The 15,997-nt window shown below is 42.5% G+C and carries 16 protein-coding genes, 1 riboswitch and 1 other annotated feature; of the genes, 12 read left to right on the top strand and 4 right to left on the bottom strand.

The annotated features are described in order from the left end of the window. Nucleotides 1-96: 96 nt before the first annotated feature. The gene (locus tag AC3ZVC_RS03415) at nt 97-534 is read right to left on the bottom strand and encodes a Dps family protein (protein ID WP_490066264.1); all 438 of its coding nucleotides are present in this window, start codon (nt 532-534) and stop codon (nt 97-99) included. Nucleotides 535-676: 142 nt separating this feature from the next. Beyond that, entirely contained in the window at nt 677-1,258 is a 582-nt protein-coding gene (locus tag AC3ZVC_RS03410) for a YqaA family protein (RefSeq protein ID WP_214724255.1), read from the bottom strand. Nucleotides 1,259-1,477: 219 nt separating this feature from the next. Here AC3ZVC_RS03410 and AC3ZVC_RS03405 point away from each other — a divergent pair, with 219 nt between their 5' ends. Beyond that, nucleotides 1,478-2,362, top strand: coding sequence for a sulfite exporter TauE/SafE family protein (locus AC3ZVC_RS03405; protein WP_490066263.1), 885 nt, complete (start codon nt 1,478-1,480; stop codon nt 2,360-2,362). 12 nt (nt 2,363-2,374) lie between these two features. Here the strand turns inward: AC3ZVC_RS03405 and argS are convergent, their stop codons facing one another. Both argS and AC3ZVC_RS03395 read right to left on the bottom strand, forming a co-directional pair. After that, nucleotides 2,375-4,063, bottom strand: a complete 1,689-nt coding sequence (gene argS, locus AC3ZVC_RS03400) for an arginine--tRNA ligase (protein ID WP_490068812.1) — start codon at nt 4,061-4,063, stop codon at nt 2,375-2,377. A gap of 41 nt (nt 4,064-4,104) precedes the next feature. Beyond that, nucleotides 4,105-4,334: a binding site (T-box leader), on the bottom strand. Nucleotides 4,335-4,364: 30 nt separating this feature from the next. Beyond that, nucleotides 4,365-5,549: an FtsW/RodA/SpoVE family cell cycle protein gene (locus tag AC3ZVC_RS03395; RefSeq protein WP_490066262.1), complete on the bottom strand. Its 1,185-nt coding sequence runs from the start codon at nt 5,547-5,549 to the stop codon at nt 4,365-4,367. Between the two features lie 568 nt (nt 5,550-6,117). Here AC3ZVC_RS03395 and AC3ZVC_RS03390 point away from each other — a divergent pair. The 11 genes from AC3ZVC_RS03390 (at nt 6,118) to AC3ZVC_RS03340 (ending at nt 15,995) form a co-directional block, all read left to right on the top strand. Further along, nucleotides 6,118-6,894 (top strand): hypothetical protein, encoded by a 777-nt coding sequence (locus AC3ZVC_RS03390; protein WP_490066261.1) that lies wholly within the window; start codon nt 6,118-6,120, stop codon nt 6,892-6,894. Between the two features lie 110 nt (nt 6,895-7,004). Further along, nucleotides 7,005-7,190, top strand: a riboswitch (cobalamin riboswitch). Between the two features lie 171 nt (nt 7,191-7,361). Beyond that, entirely contained in the window at nt 7,362-8,336 is a 975-nt protein-coding gene (locus tag AC3ZVC_RS03385) for an ABC transporter substrate-binding protein (protein WP_490066260.1), read from the top strand. Nucleotides 8,337-8,382: 46 nt separating this feature from the next. Beyond that, nucleotides 8,383-9,360 (top strand): FecCD family ABC transporter permease, encoded by a 978-nt coding sequence (locus AC3ZVC_RS03380; protein WP_490068811.1) that lies wholly within the window; start codon nt 8,383-8,385, stop codon nt 9,358-9,360. Between the two features lie 2 nt (nt 9,361-9,362). After that, a complete protein-coding gene (locus AC3ZVC_RS03375) occupies nt 9,363-10,835 on the top strand; it encodes a heme ABC transporter ATP-binding protein (RefSeq protein WP_490066259.1) in 1,473 nt (490 codons plus the stop codon). After that, the gene (gene cbiB, locus AC3ZVC_RS03370) at nt 10,832-11,797 is read left to right on the top strand and encodes an adenosylcobinamide-phosphate synthase CbiB (protein WP_490066258.1); all 966 of its coding nucleotides are present in this window, start codon (nt 10,832-10,834) and stop codon (nt 11,795-11,797) included. The genes AC3ZVC_RS03375 and cbiB overlap by 4 nt, the downstream gene beginning before the upstream one ends. Then, a complete protein-coding gene (cobD, locus tag AC3ZVC_RS03365; protein ID WP_490066257.1) occupies nt 11,772-12,872 on the top strand; it encodes a threonine-phosphate decarboxylase CobD in 1,101 nt (366 codons plus the stop codon). The genes cbiB and cobD overlap by 26 nt, the downstream gene beginning before the upstream one ends. Continuing rightward, nucleotides 12,830-13,408, top strand: a complete 579-nt coding sequence (locus AC3ZVC_RS03360) for a bifunctional adenosylcobinamide kinase/adenosylcobinamide-phosphate guanylyltransferase (protein ID WP_490066256.1) — start codon at nt 12,830-12,832, stop codon at nt 13,406-13,408. Before cobD ends, AC3ZVC_RS03360 begins: the two co-directional genes overlap by 43 nt. Further along, entirely contained in the window at nt 13,405-14,262 is an 858-nt protein-coding gene (locus AC3ZVC_RS03355; protein ID WP_490066255.1) for a cobyric acid synthase, read from the top strand. The genes AC3ZVC_RS03360 and AC3ZVC_RS03355 overlap by 4 nt, the downstream gene beginning before the upstream one ends. Beyond that, complete coding sequence (gene cobS, locus AC3ZVC_RS03350; RefSeq protein WP_490066254.1) at nt 14,249-15,040, top strand: adenosylcobinamide-GDP ribazoletransferase; 792 nt, start codon at nt 14,249-14,251, stop codon at nt 15,038-15,040. The genes AC3ZVC_RS03355 and cobS overlap by 14 nt, the downstream gene beginning before the upstream one ends. Continuing rightward, nucleotides 14,998-15,615, top strand: a complete 618-nt coding sequence (locus tag AC3ZVC_RS03345; RefSeq protein ID WP_490066253.1) for a histidine phosphatase family protein — start codon at nt 14,998-15,000, stop codon at nt 15,613-15,615. Before cobS ends, AC3ZVC_RS03345 begins: the two co-directional genes overlap by 43 nt. Further along, the gene (locus AC3ZVC_RS03340) at nt 15,567-15,995 is read left to right on the top strand and encodes a bifunctional adenosylcobinamide kinase/adenosylcobinamide-phosphate guanylyltransferase (RefSeq protein ID WP_490066252.1); all 429 of its coding nucleotides are present in this window, start codon (nt 15,567-15,569) and stop codon (nt 15,993-15,995) included. Before AC3ZVC_RS03345 ends, AC3ZVC_RS03340 begins: the two co-directional genes overlap by 49 nt. Nucleotides 15,996-15,997: the final 2 nt, after the last annotated feature.

Genomic DNA, 15,997 nt, shown 5'->3' with positions numbered 1-15,997 from the left:
AAATAATTACGCCCTTATAAGATCATAAAGGTATTCTTTTCTGAACATAAATAAAGAGCCAGTGATTCTTTTCACTGACTCTTTTTCTATATTAAGTTACTCTCCTAAGTAGGCGTTTAGCATCCAAATGTGAGTATCAAGTTTTTCAATCAGCCCGATTGCAAAATCTGCAGTTACTTGGTCTTCGTGGTCTTCAGAGGCTTGAGCTAATGAAATTAGTTGTTCTTTTAAATGTTTGTAATCTGAAGCCAGATTGGCAACCATGTCTTCTGCTTTACTTTCGCCATTTGACTCTACCAGGGTAGCTACACTTAAATATTCCTTCAGAGTTGCTGCAGGTGTGCCGCCAATAGCCAGCAGTCGCTCAGCTGCTTCATCTACAACCTCAGCTGCTTCATTATATAATTCCTCAAATTTTTCATGCAGTGTAAAGAAGAATGGCCCTTTTACAAACCAGTGATAACGATGCAATTTAGTATAAAGAACACTCCAGTTTGCAATTTGAACATTTAATGCTGAATATAATTTTTCCATTTAAATATTCCCCTTTGGTTAGCTTGTAACTTCATTATAACAAATATTTAATTAAAATCAATATTAATTTATAATAATTATAAATAAGGTTTTTATAGGGGAAATGTTCAAAGAAAAAGCCCGGTTTTAAACCGGGATAGATTTACACTGTTTTATTTCTTTTTTTAATAACAAGGTAAATAACATAAACAACAAGGATAATTAGTCCGCCGATAAGCGTTAGCATTGTAAAGTTTTCTTCAATAAACGACTTTGCCTGGGCCCCCAGCACCATAATGATGGCTGCTTCTAAAAAGAAACGGGCTCCTCTGCCGATGATGGACCAGATGACTAAGACTCTCAAACGAATATTTGATATTCCGGCAAAAATGGTAAAGACTTTATAAGGTATCGGAGTAAATGCGGAGATTAAAATCGCCATCGCGCCATACTTCGTGAAATAGTCTTCAACCTTCTGGATTCTTTCTTCAGAGATGATGTATCTTAAAACAGGGCGGCCAAGTTTTTTTCCGATAAACCAGCCAAGAATGGCGCCAAGTACGGAGGCGACTGTGGTAATAAATGCGTACCAGAGCACACTATCCGGGTTGGAAACCCCCATTGGAATCAGCAGTACATCAGGTGGAATTGGAAAGAAAGAAGAATCGGCAAAAGAGACGAAAAACAAGCCAAAGACGCCATACTCCATGAGCCATTCTTCAATTGCATGAATCATTTCAGACATTTATTTTATTCTCCTTTATAGCTTTCATAATCACACATGTGAAGTATACCACTTTTCGGGTCAGCCCGTCATGCAGGAATGGATTGTTAAGGGTTTGGGATATTTATCCCGTTCGAAAATCTGCAAATACTGGTGATCGATTCTTATAAACCCTGCTGAGTATGGTAAAGTGATATAGTATCATCGAAAAGTACATACTTTTATAAGTGAGGCTTTCTTATGGAATATCTTTTATTCATTCTTCTAGGGGCACTGATAAGTGTGCTCTCAGGTTTCTTTGGGGTAGGCGGAGGATTTATTTTGACCCCCACTTTAATGCTATTTGGATTTTCTCCTATAGAAGCAATTACAACAAGTTTGCTATTTTCAATCGGAACCTCGATTTCCGGCATTACCGCTCATATCAAGATGAAGAATATTTTGCTGAAGCAAGGCCTTATTCTCGGCTTAAGCGGAATGGCTGCAACACAGGCAGCTCGGCCTTTTGTGTTTTTTCTGGAAGAAAGAGGCTGGGATGAGTGGGCAGTCCCCATGTTCTATATCGTCCTGCTGTCTTACTTTGCTCTTACCATGCTGAAAAGAGGCAGGAAGTCTAAATCTGGCGCAGAGAACAGGAGTGGAAAATCTCCTTCCATTATAAAGATGGTTTTAATCGGCTTTTTTGCTGGTTTTGTTTCAACCACACTGGGGGTTGGCGGGGGCTTTATTATGGTGCCTCTATCGGTCGCATTCTTGGGATTATTGCCTAAAAAAGCAGTGGGCACCAGCTTATTTGCCATTTTATTAATCGTTACAGCAGGTTTTCTCTCTTATGCATCCACAATTTCCATTGATTATTGGATTGGCATTTCTTTAGTGGCAGGCGGTCTGGTCGGATCACAACTCGGGGCAAAACTTACTTCCTACTTTGAGAACGAGGAAATAACATATATGCTTGGTGCTCTTTATATGGCAACCGTTGCCAGTGTTATTCTTAAATTAGTAAATCTGAACTATTCTGGTCTTGTTTTAATGGCTATATTTGTCGGCGGCTTTTTAGTAAGAAGCCTGGTTAAAGTGAAGCTGGCAAAGTCCCGTTATAAAGAGAGAAAGGAGAGTCCGTAACGGCCTCTCCTTTTACATTTGTTCAGGCACCTTCATACCCAGAGTTTGCATGCCTTCCGAGAGAACAATCGTGACAGCCTTTACGAGTGCTAGCCTTCCTTTGATGTCTGTATCCTTCTCCAGTATTCTTACGTGCCCGTAATATTTATTAAATGCCTGGGCCACATCAATTAAATATTTTGCCAGGACAGATGGAGAATGGTGAAGGTAGGCTTTCTTAAGTTTGTCAGGATATTGATAGAGAAGCTTTATGATTTCCCAGCTATATGAATCAGAGAGGCCTTTTTCAGATGAATGGCCATCATCTTCCGCTTTGCGGAGCAGGGAATAGGCACGAGCATTGGTGTATTGCAGATAGGGGCCGGTTTCGCCTTCGAATGTCAGCATATCTTCAAGTGAGAATTCAATATTATTCATTCGATCATTTTTCAAATCATGGAAAAGGATGGCGCCAATTCCTACGGCTTCGGCGATATCTTTTTTATTTTCTAAATGCGGATTCTTGTCTTCTATATTTTGCTTTGCGAGTAGAACAGCTTCATTGAGAACTTCCTCGAGAAGAATAACCCGGCCTTTACGGGTGGACATCTTTTTGCCATCCTTCATATAAAGGCCGAATGGGACGTGTACCATATTGTCTGCCCATTCGTAGCCCATTGTTTTGATGACACTTTTGACCTGGCGGAAATGGATGCCTTGTTCCTGTCCTACAATGTATAAGGACTGATCAAAGTGGTATTTCTTTTTTCTGTAAAAAGCTGCAGCGAGGTCACGTGTTGCATATAAGGTTGCCCCGTCGGACTTTTTGATCAGGCAAGGAGGGAGGTCCTGATCAGGAAGTTGAACTACTTCGGCTCCGTCGGACATAACAAGCAGATTCTTGGCGCTTAACTCCTCTATAATAGCTTCCATTTTGTCGTTATAAAAAGCTTCGCCGTTATAGGAATCAAAATGGATGCCAAGCATGTCGTAAATGCGCTGGAACTCTTTTAATGATTCTTCTCTAAACCAGCCCCAGAGGCTGGCAGCTTCTTCATTGCCATTCTCCAGCTCCTTGAACCAATAGCGGGCTTCATTTTCTAATTCAGGGTTCTCTTCGACTTCATTATGAAACCGAATATATAAGCTTAGCAATTCCTGAATTGGATTTCTTTTTACCTTATCTGGGATTCCCCGCTTTTTATAAGCGGTTATCAATTTACCGAACTGAGTGCCCCAGTCTCCTAAATGGTTGATCCTAATAGTCTTGTAACCGCATTTTTCAGCAAGATTGCCGAGTGCATTTCCAATGACCGTCGAACGTAAGTGCCCCATGGAGAAAGGCTTTGCAATGTTTGGCGATGAAAAATCGAGCACCACTGTTTTTCCGGCTCCGATTGTAAGCTTCCCATACTCTTTTTCTTCTTTGAGAATTCTATCCATTATGATTTTCCCGGCATCTGCTTTTGAAAAAAAGACATTAATATAAGGTCCGGATGATTCCGCTTTTTCAATGAGCGGTGCCTTAATCTGGCTGGCGAGGTCAACTGCTATAGCGGCCGGCGATTTCCTGAATGCTTTGGCAAACGTAAAGCAAGGAAATGCCAGATCGCCATGCTCATGGTTTTTTGGAATTTCGATTAAGTCAGCAATCTCTTCTTCTGATGTTTGCCCATCCAATACAGATATCAATTGAGCAGTGAAAATTTCTTTAAAGTTCAACATAATAACACCTCCCTGAAAATAAAAAAGCCCGTCTCTAAAATAGAGACGAGCTTGAATTACCCGCGGTACCACTCTGATTGTCCATTCTACTTTGATTGGACCTCTTTAAAGAATCTGTTAACGGGAGTCTTGACCCGGCAAAGCCTACTTAGGTTTCAGCTCTGCATCTCCGAAGTGCGCTTCGCAAAAGAACTTCCAACAGGCTTGCACCATCCCTGTCTCGCTTAAGGAAGGGGGTCTTTGCTACTCTCTTCATCATGGACGCTAAATATATTAATGCTATTATACTCTGCTGGAATTATTTTGCAACAAAATTTGAATCTGTCGAAAACAAATAGGTTTTATGGTGATAGTGCATGCTGAAAATTAGCCCCATTGCCAGCATGTTTCCCATTAATGAACTGCCTCCATAGCTGATAAATGGAAGCGGAATGCCGGTGATCGGCAGAACCTGGATGGTCATGCCAATGTTTTGAAAAACATGGAAGGTAATCATGCTAATGACTCCAACGCAAATATAGGTATTGAATGGATCGGTTGTTTCCAGCGCTGTTTTTGTTAAATGATAGATTAGAAGAAAGAATAGGCTTATGACAACACTTGCTCCAAAAAAGCCGTACTCTTCTCCGATTACGCTGAAAATAAAATCAGTATGGGCGTCAGGAACATATACCTGCCTGTCGGTAAAGCCTTTTCCGGAGGTCAGGCCAGAACCGATTGCCAGCATAGAGTTATAGAGCTGCATTCCCGCTCCTTGTTTATGATTTACAGGATCAAGCCAGGAGTAGATTCTGCTAAACTGGTAGGGATCTACCCCCAGGTATTTCTCCAGAATCTCCGGTGCCTGTATAACAAGATAGAGAATGGTGCCGGCAAAGGCTCCAAGAAAGCCATAGATCGGAACAAGGATTTTCCACGATATTCCCGAAACCAGAATAGTCCCTGTTAAAATAGCGACAATAACAAGGGCTGTGCCGAGGTCTTCTATGATAATTAATCCTAATGGGAGTGATGTTACTGCTCCAAGCTTAATTAGGAGAAATAAGTCTGAACCAAGTGTCTTGCTCAAATATTTCTGATGATGGTCAGCTATGATTTTGCTTAAAGAAATAATCAAAAAGACTTTCACAAATTCGGAGGGCTGAATGGAACCTAGCCCGGGAACTACATACCAAAGAGTTGCCCCTTTACGCTCGGGTGCAATGCTTTCAGGTGCAACAAACAACCCTAATAATAATAGGATTCCAAAACCGTATAAGAACCAGGTAAGTTTCCTGATTTGTTCACTATCAAAATACATTACAACTGCGACTATAATGATTCCAATTACATAATTTACGATTTGCTTTATCACAAAGTTGCCAGCATATTGCTCAGAGGATTGCCCGCTATATATAGCGATACAGCTTATTAAAAAAAATAGAAGCAATAGAAAGCATAGCGTCCAATCAATTCGATCTGAAAATCTTTTAGTTTGATCCATTCATACACACCTGGTTTCTTTACCTATTTACATTTTTATCCTAACAAAGAAAAATACCCCTTACAATGGCTGTTTGGATGTAGTTTCATTTGTTGTTCTATATCTTTAGACGAATTGAAGCTTGAGATAGTTTCTTGCAGTTCCATAAATTAAGTACTTTGTTGATTAGAACTGTGTTGTTTGGAGCGGAGGGTGCGGGATCCTTAAAAATGCCTGAATTTTAATGAAAAAGTATCTAAGTGAATTTAAAAATAGTGCAAAGACGGGTATATGGAAATTAAATGGGAGACCTAATAATATTTTTCTAAACTGGAAAGATATTTTTTAATATTTTTGCTACAATAAGAGAAGAGAAAATACTCATATGTTAAAGCAGACAGTTTCATAGTCAGAAGCTGTCTTTTTCGATAACTGTCCAGCTCCATACGTAATGCTTCGACAGAATTCACGCAAGACTAAGAGCGTTAGCGTTTGAGAGGGTGGCATTTTTAGCCTGCGTTCCTCATAGGCGGGCGCCTTGCGCTTTTCTTTATATACTACTCTTGTTAACGGTTCGGAGGTTTCGCCATTGAAAAAAAGAAATCATGCTATTCGTGATCTCATTTATATTCATCTTAATGAACAGGATCAGTATGTTATGACATATGGAATTGAATTTGCGGAGTTTGTCCAAACCCTTTCAGATTCGATTAATAATCTGCTATTGCTGAAGCACCGCTATGAACATGGCGATTACAATATGCATACGATGTTCGATTACGTGTCAAGAGACAAGCTTGGAAGATTAGTGGAAGAGGATGTTTACGGCTATGGCGATTTTTGCTGGATTGATTTTGAGGAAGAGGAGGCTGTAAATGAGCTTCCCGGCCAGGCAATCGCGGAGCTTCTTTATATTGGCCATGTAAAAGAGCACTTAAAGCCGCCGTTTTACAATTATTTGAGTAATCGGTATGTGTACCTTGCCATCGATGACGGCTGGTTTAATCGTACCTATTACAGGGACTTGAATGATTTTTACCGAATGCTCGGAGAAGTAATCCCGGGTAAAATGGGGCAAATGAAAGTCGAAAAAACGCTGCTCGGCATTAAAAAGAAAAAGACGTATCCGCCTATTTCAAGAGACGTCCTTCTTTCACTGAAGCCATTAATGAAAGAAGGGGCAGTGCTGTCTATAAAGGACATTGATCAGAATCGGGTCCGAATTGAAATTCCTATTTGGATAATTGGCGATTTTGCCAATATGGATGATATGTATGACGAATATGAATCGATCGTGAAGGAGCCTTGTGAAGCGAAGATTGTGTTCGATAAGAAAACAAGAGAATGGAAGATTTACTCCCGATAGTATGCTGAACTTTTTTACAACATTCAGCAAATTTCTCTTACATTTTAAGCTGGATGGTGTATAATCGGAAATAGAAAAATTTTATATGCACGAAAGAACAGGTGTCTTCTTAAAGAGAGTAAAGGCCATTGGCTATTATTCTTTTGAAGACTTAATAGGGAAGCTGGTGAAAATCCAGCGCGGTCCCGCCACTGTAAATGGGAGCCGTCTGCAAATCCACTGTACATATGCGTATGGGAAGGTGCAGAACGGCAATGACCATGAGCCAGGAGACCTGCCTGATTCTTAAGCACCCTTAAACCTACGAGGATAGGGAGGTGTTTGGTCCGGCCATCTTTTCTTCATACATAATTGAGAATTATGACCACACAAACATCTCCTTGCCATTCGAGGAGATGTTTTTTTATTTACCTTGCTGGTACCAGGTACCACCCGAATTTTGTCGAAAAGTATTGGAGGAATGAAGGATGAGGAAGATTTATTCGTTGTTGTTGACTTTGCTGCTTGCAGCAGGAGTGTTGGCTGGATGCGGTGAGAATGCTGAGCAGCCTGAGAAGAATGATTCCGCTAAGGAAGAACAGTCTGCTGGGGAGGGAAAAACTGATTTTCCAGTAACGATAAAGGATGCTCTTGATGAAGAAGTAATCATTGAATCAAAGCCTGAAAGAATCGTATCCCTGATTCCAAGCAATACGGAAATTGCTTTTGAATTGGGATTGGGAGAAGAAGTGGTAGGAGTTTCCGACTTTGATAATTACCCGTCAGAAGCAACCGAGAAAGAAAAGATCGGCGGCCAGGAATTTAATGTAGAGAAGATTATTTCTTTAAGCCCTGAACTTGTGCTGGCACATGAGTCTACTGCAGAGTTGGCTGCCGCAGGCTTGCAGCAGCTGAAGGATGCCGGTATAGCGGTGTTGGTTGTAAACAATGCTGAGAACTTTGACCAGGTGTTTGAGTCTATCATGATGATCGGGGAAGCATCCGGTGAAAAGGCCGAAGCGGAAAACCTGGTGGCAGGCATGAAGAAAAAGCTTGAGGAAATCAAAGCTAAAGCAGCGGATATTAAAGAGGAGAACAGAAAGTCAGTTTATGTCGAAGTAGCTCCGGCTCCAGAGATTTACTCACCCGGCAAAAATACCTTTATGGATGAAATGCTTAGCACAATCAATGCAAAAAATGCTGTAACTGAAGAAGGCTGGGTAAAAATTGATCCGGAAACGATTGTAGAGCGGAATCCGGATGTAATCGTAACAACTTATGGATACTATACAGAAGATCCAGTGGGAGAAGTCGTAAATCGTGACGGCTGGCAGGATGTCAGCGCTGTGAAAGATGAGCACGTTACCGATGTGGATTCAGATATGGTTACCAGATCAGGTCCGCGGATTATTGAAGGAGTAGAGGAACTTGCCAGAGCAGTTTACCCTGAAACATTTAAATAATAAGGTTTTAGCTTATATAGCAGCCTTTGCTTTTCTTATTTTTGCGATGCTGCTTGGCGTTTCGATAGGAACTGTAAATGTTCCGGCTATGACCATTATAAAGGTGATTGCGACAGAGGTTTTCCGTTTGATTCCAACTGAAGCGGCAGACCCCATGCACACAAATATTGTCATGAGTATTCGGCTGCCGCGGGTCTTGCTGGCAGGTCTTGTGGGAGCGTCTCTCGCCATTGCGGGAGCCGCCTTTCAAGGGCTGCTGCGAAATCCGCTTGCTGATCCATATACACTCGGTGTTTCATCTGGTGCATCGGTTGGAGCGGTTTTAACCCTGTTTTTTAATATCTCCATCCCGCTTGCAGGAATATTTACATTGCCATTATTAAGTATTTTATTTTCTTTTTTGACGATCTTTATTGTCCTGCTTTTTGCAAGACAGATTGAAAGGTCCATGAAAGTTGAGACCATTATTTTAACAGGAATCATTTTCAGTTCTTTTTTAGGTGCCCTTATTTCCCTGATGATTGCGCTGACGGGGGAAGAGTTAAGGCAGATTATCAGCTGGCTGCTTGGAAGTGTCTCCATGCGGGGCTGGGCTTATATAAAAATCATGATTCCGTTCTTTTTGATAGGTTCTTTGATCCTTTTGATGAACAGTAATGAATTGAATGCCATGTCATTTGGGGAAGAAAGGGCCCAGCATATTGGGGTGAATGTGCAAAAAAGAAAGATGATGATTCTGATTGCCGGTTCGATTTTAACGGGTGCAGCAGTTGCTGTTTCAGGGACCATTGGATTTGTTGGGCTGGTGATTCCCCATCTTACCCGTTTGATATGGGGGCCGGATCATCGGCATTTATTACCGCTCTCAATTTTAACTGGAGCAGGATTCCTGATAATGGCTGATCTCGTGGCCCGCACGATTATTGCGCCAACAGAGCTGCCTATTGGTGTCATTACTGCTTTAATCGGGGCTCCCGTTTTTGCCATCATATTAATGAATAGACGGACAAAAGGAAGAGGTTAAATATGCTTAGCGCTCAGAAAGTGATCGGGGGATATGGCGGGAAATCCATAGTAAAAAATGTGTCATTTGAAGTGGGAAGAGGAGAGCTCTTTGGAATATTAGGCCCGAATGGAAGCGGAAAAACCACACTGCTGAAGATGCTAAGCGGAATACTCCCAGTAAAATCCGGGAACGTCATGATTAAGGGCAAGTCGATTAAGGACTATTCTCCAAAGGAACTTGCAAAAATCATAGCGGTACTTCCCCAGCATTCCTCACAGGCATTTTCCTATACGGTCAAAGAAACGGTTTCCCTCGGAAGATACGCCCATCAAAAAGGCTGGTTTCAAAGCTGGTCAATAGAGGATGAAGAAGCAGTGAACCGCGTCATGGAGCAAACTGGGATATCCAAGTTTCAGGATCAGGATATCCAGCAGCTTTCCGGAGGAGAAAGGCAGCGGGTGTTTTTGGCTCAGGCCCTTGCGCAAAATCCTGAGATCTTATTGCTGGATGAGCCAACCAACCATCTTGACCTCAGCTATCAAAAGGAACTCCTTGATTTATTAAGAGCCTGGGCAAAGGACTGCGGGCTGACGGTTATTTCAATTTTTCATGACTTGAATCTGGCTGGATTATACTGCGATCGCCTTTTGCTTCTGGAAAATGGTGAAATCAATATTGATCACGTTCCAAATGAGGTTTTAAAAGAGGAGCGGATCCGGGATGTTTATAAAACAAGGATTGAAAAGCAGCCGCACCCGAGAGTGCCTGCCCCGCAAATGGTGCTGGTGCCGGAAAAGACCGCAGCAGATGAGCAGAAACTTATTCGTATTGATGAAAGTTTGCTGCAGCAAAATGAGGAAATGCTGATCCTTCAATCACCCATTCCTATGAGAACCATGTCCTCTGGGGTCGTTGGATCGGGAACCGGCTGGAATCGGACCTTTGTCAACAGGCATGTCAGCAAGGATTATGATTGCAGTGACCATAGGTTGGAGATGGCAGACTATATAAAGAAGCAGGGTTTTGAACCTGGTGAAACAGTAGGAATGATGACAGCCGTATACTTGGAGGATTTTAGCTGCCGGCTTTATGAGGACGAGGATTTCTCTGTTTATATTGTTGTAACCGCAGGAGTCGGAAATGCAATAGATGCCTCCAGAAGCAAGGAGCACTCCTATCACCTGACACCAGGCACAATCAATACGTGGGTTTTTGTCAATGGGAATATGACAGAGGAAGCTTTTATCCAATGTATTATGACAGCAACCGAAGCGAAAACAAAGGCCATGCAAGACCAGCAGGTAATGGATGCTGTAACAGGTACGATTGCAACCGGCACCTCTACTGATAGCATTTTGGTGGCTGCCACACAGCAGGGGGAAAAGCTGGAGTATGCCGGCACCATCACACCACTTGGTAAAGTGGTTGGAAAAGGTGTCTATGAAAGTACAGCTGAAGCAATTCAGAACTCGAAAAGAAGGATTAAACAATGATTATTTATCATTTGTTCGCCATTATCTTAGCTTATGTAATAGATCTGCTGATTGGGGACCCTCCAGATTGGCCGCATCCGGTCAGGTGGATGGGTTCTTTTATACATACACTCGAAAAAGCACTTAACCAAGGGCGCTGCAGAAGATTAAAAGGAGTCGCCATGCTGGGAATCGTTTTGCTTATAGTAGCCGGCATATCAGTGTTTCTTACCAGCCTTTGTTATAAGATTCATCCGATCGCAGGCATTCTGGCGGAAGGTATCCTTATTTCAGCAGCAATTGCCCAAAAGAGCCTGAAAGAAGCAGCTGTGGCTGTATATAAGCCATTAAGAAAGGGCGATATAGAGGATGCACGGCAAAAGCTTTCTTATATTGTCGGAAGAGACACAGATTGCCTGGATGAGTCCGGAGTTGTTCGGGCTGCGGTCGAAACAGTTGCAGAAAATACGAGTGATGGCATTACCGCTCCGCTGTTTTGGGCATTGATTGGCGGGGCGCCTCTCGCTCTTGTTTACAGAGCCATTAATACATGTGACAGCATGGTCGGCTATCGGAATGAGAAATATGCAAAGTTTGGCTGGGCATCGGCCATTGTTGATGATGCAGCCAATTGGATTCCAAGCAGATTAACTGCGTTTTGCATGCTCCTTAGCAGCAAGCCCAAACAAACTCCAGCGGGGGAGGCTTGGAGGCTTTTGCTTCGGGATGCAAGAAAGCACCCAAGTCCAAATAGCGGCTGGGGTGAAGCAGCAACAGCGGCAATCCTTGGCGTCCAGCTTGGAGGCATTAATTTTTATAAAGGAGTCCTTTCTAATCGGGCTGCAATGGGTGAACATCATGTTTTCCTCGAAAAAGAACATATCTTGGATTCTATCACTATTATGAAACGGTCAGTTTTCACGTTTTTAATTTTAATATGGGCTGGAGGGATGATTATTGAAATGGCCATCACACGGATCTAATCCCCAATATTTATATGCAGCGATGGATATGCTGCTGCCTGAAGAGCGGATTGATTTTAGTGCAAATATAAATCCCATTGGACCGCCGGCGGAATTAATAGAAAAATGGGGTACACTTATTGACTTTATCACAGATTACCCTGATCCAAATACTCTAACCTTGAAAAAGAAATTAGCACTTGCTGCAGGTGTTAAAGATACACAAATTTTAGTTGGCAATGGCGGAGCAGAGCTCATTTCTCTCATAGCCAGAATGATGGCAGGAAAAAGAGTACTAATTGTTCAGCCGGCGTTTTCAGAATATGAAGCAGCCTGTAAAGTAAATGGCTGCAAGATCACCTATCATCAGCTGGAGCCTGATAAATGGAATCTGAATATGGAAGCGTTATCTTTAATGCTTATGAATGCGGATGCTGTTTTTTTCTGTAACCCGAATAATCCAACCGGTATTTTTTATCCGGAATCAGCAGTAAAGGAACTAATAGAAGCATGCATTGCGCGTCATTGTCTGCTGGTGATCGACGAGGCTTTTTATGACTTTGTAAAGGACTATCAATCTATTATCCCTTATATAAAAAATAATCCATATATCATGATTTTAAGGTCCATGACAAAAATGTTTGCAATACCTGGGTTGCGTCTCGGTTATTTGCTGGCAAATGAGGAATTGATAGAAAAAGTGTCAGCCATTCAGCCTCATTGGAGTGTCAATGCCCTTGCATTAAAAGCAGGCGAATGGTGCCTGGAAGGTGAACAGCATCTTCACTTAACAAGGGAAGTGATCCAAAAGGAGAAAAAGAGGCTATTCCTTTTTTACCAAAAGCACAACTTCTCGGTCTCACCTTCAGATGTGAACTTTTATTTGCTGAAGGATCCGGTGTTGGATGATCAGTTGCCGCTTTTTCAATATTTGCTGGAAAAAGGAATTATTCCGAGGCATACAATGAACTTTCCCGGATTGAGAGGAAAATGGCTAAGATTTGCAATTAAAGGGCCGGAAAATAATGACCGGCTAATGGAGGCGATGGGAGAATGGAGGGAGAATCACCAATCATTTTCATTTCCGGAGGAGTGAGGAGCGGAAAAAGCTCTTTTGCTGAAAATCTGGCTTGTGATTTAGCCAAACAGGCAGGAGGAAACCTCCATTTTATTGCTGCAGGGCAAGCCAATGATCCTGAAATGGAGGCAAGGATTCAAAAGCATCAAGAGGATCGAAAAAGCAGCAGCCTAAAATGGACAACATGGGAAAAGCCTTCTAGGCTAGCTGAGCTATCAGGGATCTTTGACAAAAATGATATTGTTTTGCTCGACTGTTTAACAACTCTTTTGAACAATGAGCTGTTTTTGGCGAAAGACCGCTGGAAGGATTCGGCTGTTCAAAAGCAAATAGACGCTAATATTCTTGAGGGGATTATGCACATTCAACGAGACTGCAAAACGCTCATTGTTGTCAGCAATGAAGTGCTGAATGAACCTATGGGCGGAAATGAACTTGTTTTTACATATGGAAGATTATTAGGGAGTCTTCATCAAAAAATGGCGGAGAAGGCTGAGAAAGCTTTTCTGATCGAGGCAGGCATTCCGCTTCAAATGAAAGGAGAACCGGCATGAAAGGAATTATGATTCAGGGAACGTCATCGGATGTCGGGAAGAGCCTGATCGCAACTGCCCTATGCCGGGCATTTGCAAACGAAGGATATAGGGTGGCTCCCTTTAAATCGCAAAACATGTGCAATTTCACATATAAAACAAACGAGGGAAAGAAAATTGGCAGAGCCCAGGGGCTGCAGGCAGAAGCAGCAAAAACTCCGGCAAGTGAGTGGATGAACCCCATCCTATTAATACCTAAGCATGACCAGAAGTCTGAGGTTGTTCTTCTTGGAGACCCCATAGGAACAGTTACGGGGAGGTGCTATAAGGATTCTTTTTATCAAGCAGGATTGGAGACAATTCAGATGGCCCTTGAAAAATTAAGCAGGGATTACGATCTTCTCGTTATGGAAGGTGCGGGAAGCCCGGTTGAAATCAATTTAAAAGAAAAAGAACTCGTCAATATGAAGGCAGCCGAGATGGCAGATGTGCCGGTAGTTTTAGTCGCCGATATTGAAAGGGGCGGAGTGTTTGCAAGCATTGTCGGAACTTTGGAGCTGCTTTCTCCAAAAGAGAGACAACGGGTACAGGGCATTATTATTAATAAATTTCACGGTAAACCTGAGCTGTTCGAGGATGGGATCCAGTGGATTGAAAGTAAAACAAAGCTGCCGGTACTTGGTGTCCTTCCATACATAAAAAATCATCATATCCCAGTAGAGGATTCACTCTCCAACGTTGAAAGTCATGAGGCTGAGGGTGCAGTGGCCGATGAAAAATACGATGAACTGGCCGAGGGCATGCTGAAGCATCTTGACTGGGAGAAGCTGAAGGAAATCATCTTTCATTGGAGCTCTGCCAATGATATGGCTTAAAGGTATATTGATTAATCTTCAATTTTTTACCAGTATTCCGATACCGATAGCCCTTCCGATGGACAGGGATCATCTTGAGAAGGCGATTAGAACATTTCCCCTAGTTGGACTGTTTCAGGGTAGCCTTTATGCCTTTATGCTTTATGCTTTTCTTGAATGGACTCCTTTTTCAATTTTAGCAGCTGCATTTGCAGTTTGGCTCGCAGGAATCGTACTGACTGGCGGGATTCATTTGGACGGGTGGATGGATGCGAGTGATGCCTTTTTTTCTTATCGCGATCAGAAAAAAAGGCTCGAAATCATGAGTGATCCGAGAACAGGGGCATTTGGCGTCCTATCTGTAATTGTTTTATTGGGGTCGCGCTTTCTGTTTATCTATGAGATTGCCATTCTATCAAGGTGTGTCTCTTACTTTTTAATTGCCTTGATCCCTTTTTTCGGAAAAATGATGATGGGAATACTGCTGATGAGGGTGAAGGCCGCAAAGGAGGAAGGCCTTGGATTTTTATTTCAGCAGTCCGCTTCCAGTAAAACTTTGTATATCTATCCAATTTATTTGCTGCTAATTGCCGGGACAGCAGGTTTTCTAGTAGAACCAGCCCTGTTTGGACTTCTATTAATGATGATGATTACCGTGCTGCTTTTCTTTTTTCTATCAAAAAAAGCTAAAACATGGTTTGGCGGCATGACAGGGGATGTGCTGGGTGCAAGTGTAGAAGGAACGGAGGTTTTGTTATGGATGGCTGTGTGGATATTGCACTATTTCGCCATGGGCTGACAGAGGCCAATAAGCGATATGCGTACCTGGGCTGGACGGATTCCCCTCTATGTCCCATCGATAAGAAAAAAATTACTGAAGTGCCTGCCTGCTATGATTTGGTTCAATCCAGTGATTCAGGCAGATGCCAGCAAACTGCTCAAATGCTCTTTCCAGGAAATAATCTTGAATCATGCATAGAATGGCGGGAAATTAATTTTGGCGAGTGGGAAGGCAGAACCTATGAAGAGTTAAAAAATGATGCTGCATATAAAAGGTGGTTAAAAGATCCTTTTTCAGAAAGCGTGCCTGGAGGGGAAACATACGAGGAATTTTCGGAAAGGGTTGATAGGGGCTGGCAAAAGCTGATTCATAGGATGCTAGAAAAAGGTATTCGGAAAGCCGCGCTTGTAACACATAGCGGTGTTATCCGGTACCTGTTAAGCAAGCATGGTCCTGAAGGCAAAGAATTCTGGGAATGGCAGATCCCCTTTGGAAAAGGATATGAGCTTTTTTGGAATTATGAAGAGTTAAGGAGGGGTGAGAGATGCACTTTGTTACGGGCGGCGCCTTTAATGGAAAGTCCAGGTGGGTGAAGAAATTTTATAACTTGGAGAATGTTCCGTACCAGTGGGTCTCCGCCTACAAGGGTGAAACAGTCAATGGTTTTCACATAAGCGGAATCGTTGTACTGGAGGGCATTGAGGCTTGGATCCGGGATTGGTTAAAGGAATCGGATGCCAGGGAAGTTCGAACCAGATGGCAGAATTACTTAAGGGGATGGCTTGATTGGGAAAAGGAAGATAACCATAGAAAAATCGTTTTAATAGGATCCGATATTTCAAAAGGGATTGTTCCAATGGAAGCTGATGATCGAAAGTGGCGGGATGTAACCGGCTGGGCCTATCAGGATACCGCAGCCCAATCAAACAGGGTTGATTTAATCTGGTATGGCATAAGCCAAAAAATCAAATGAAA

This window comes from Cytobacillus sp. C11.1 (genome assembly GCF_058145115.1).
The sequence above is the reverse complement of the archived record's forward strand: the minus strand, read 5'-3'. Positions and strand labels throughout refer to the sequence as shown.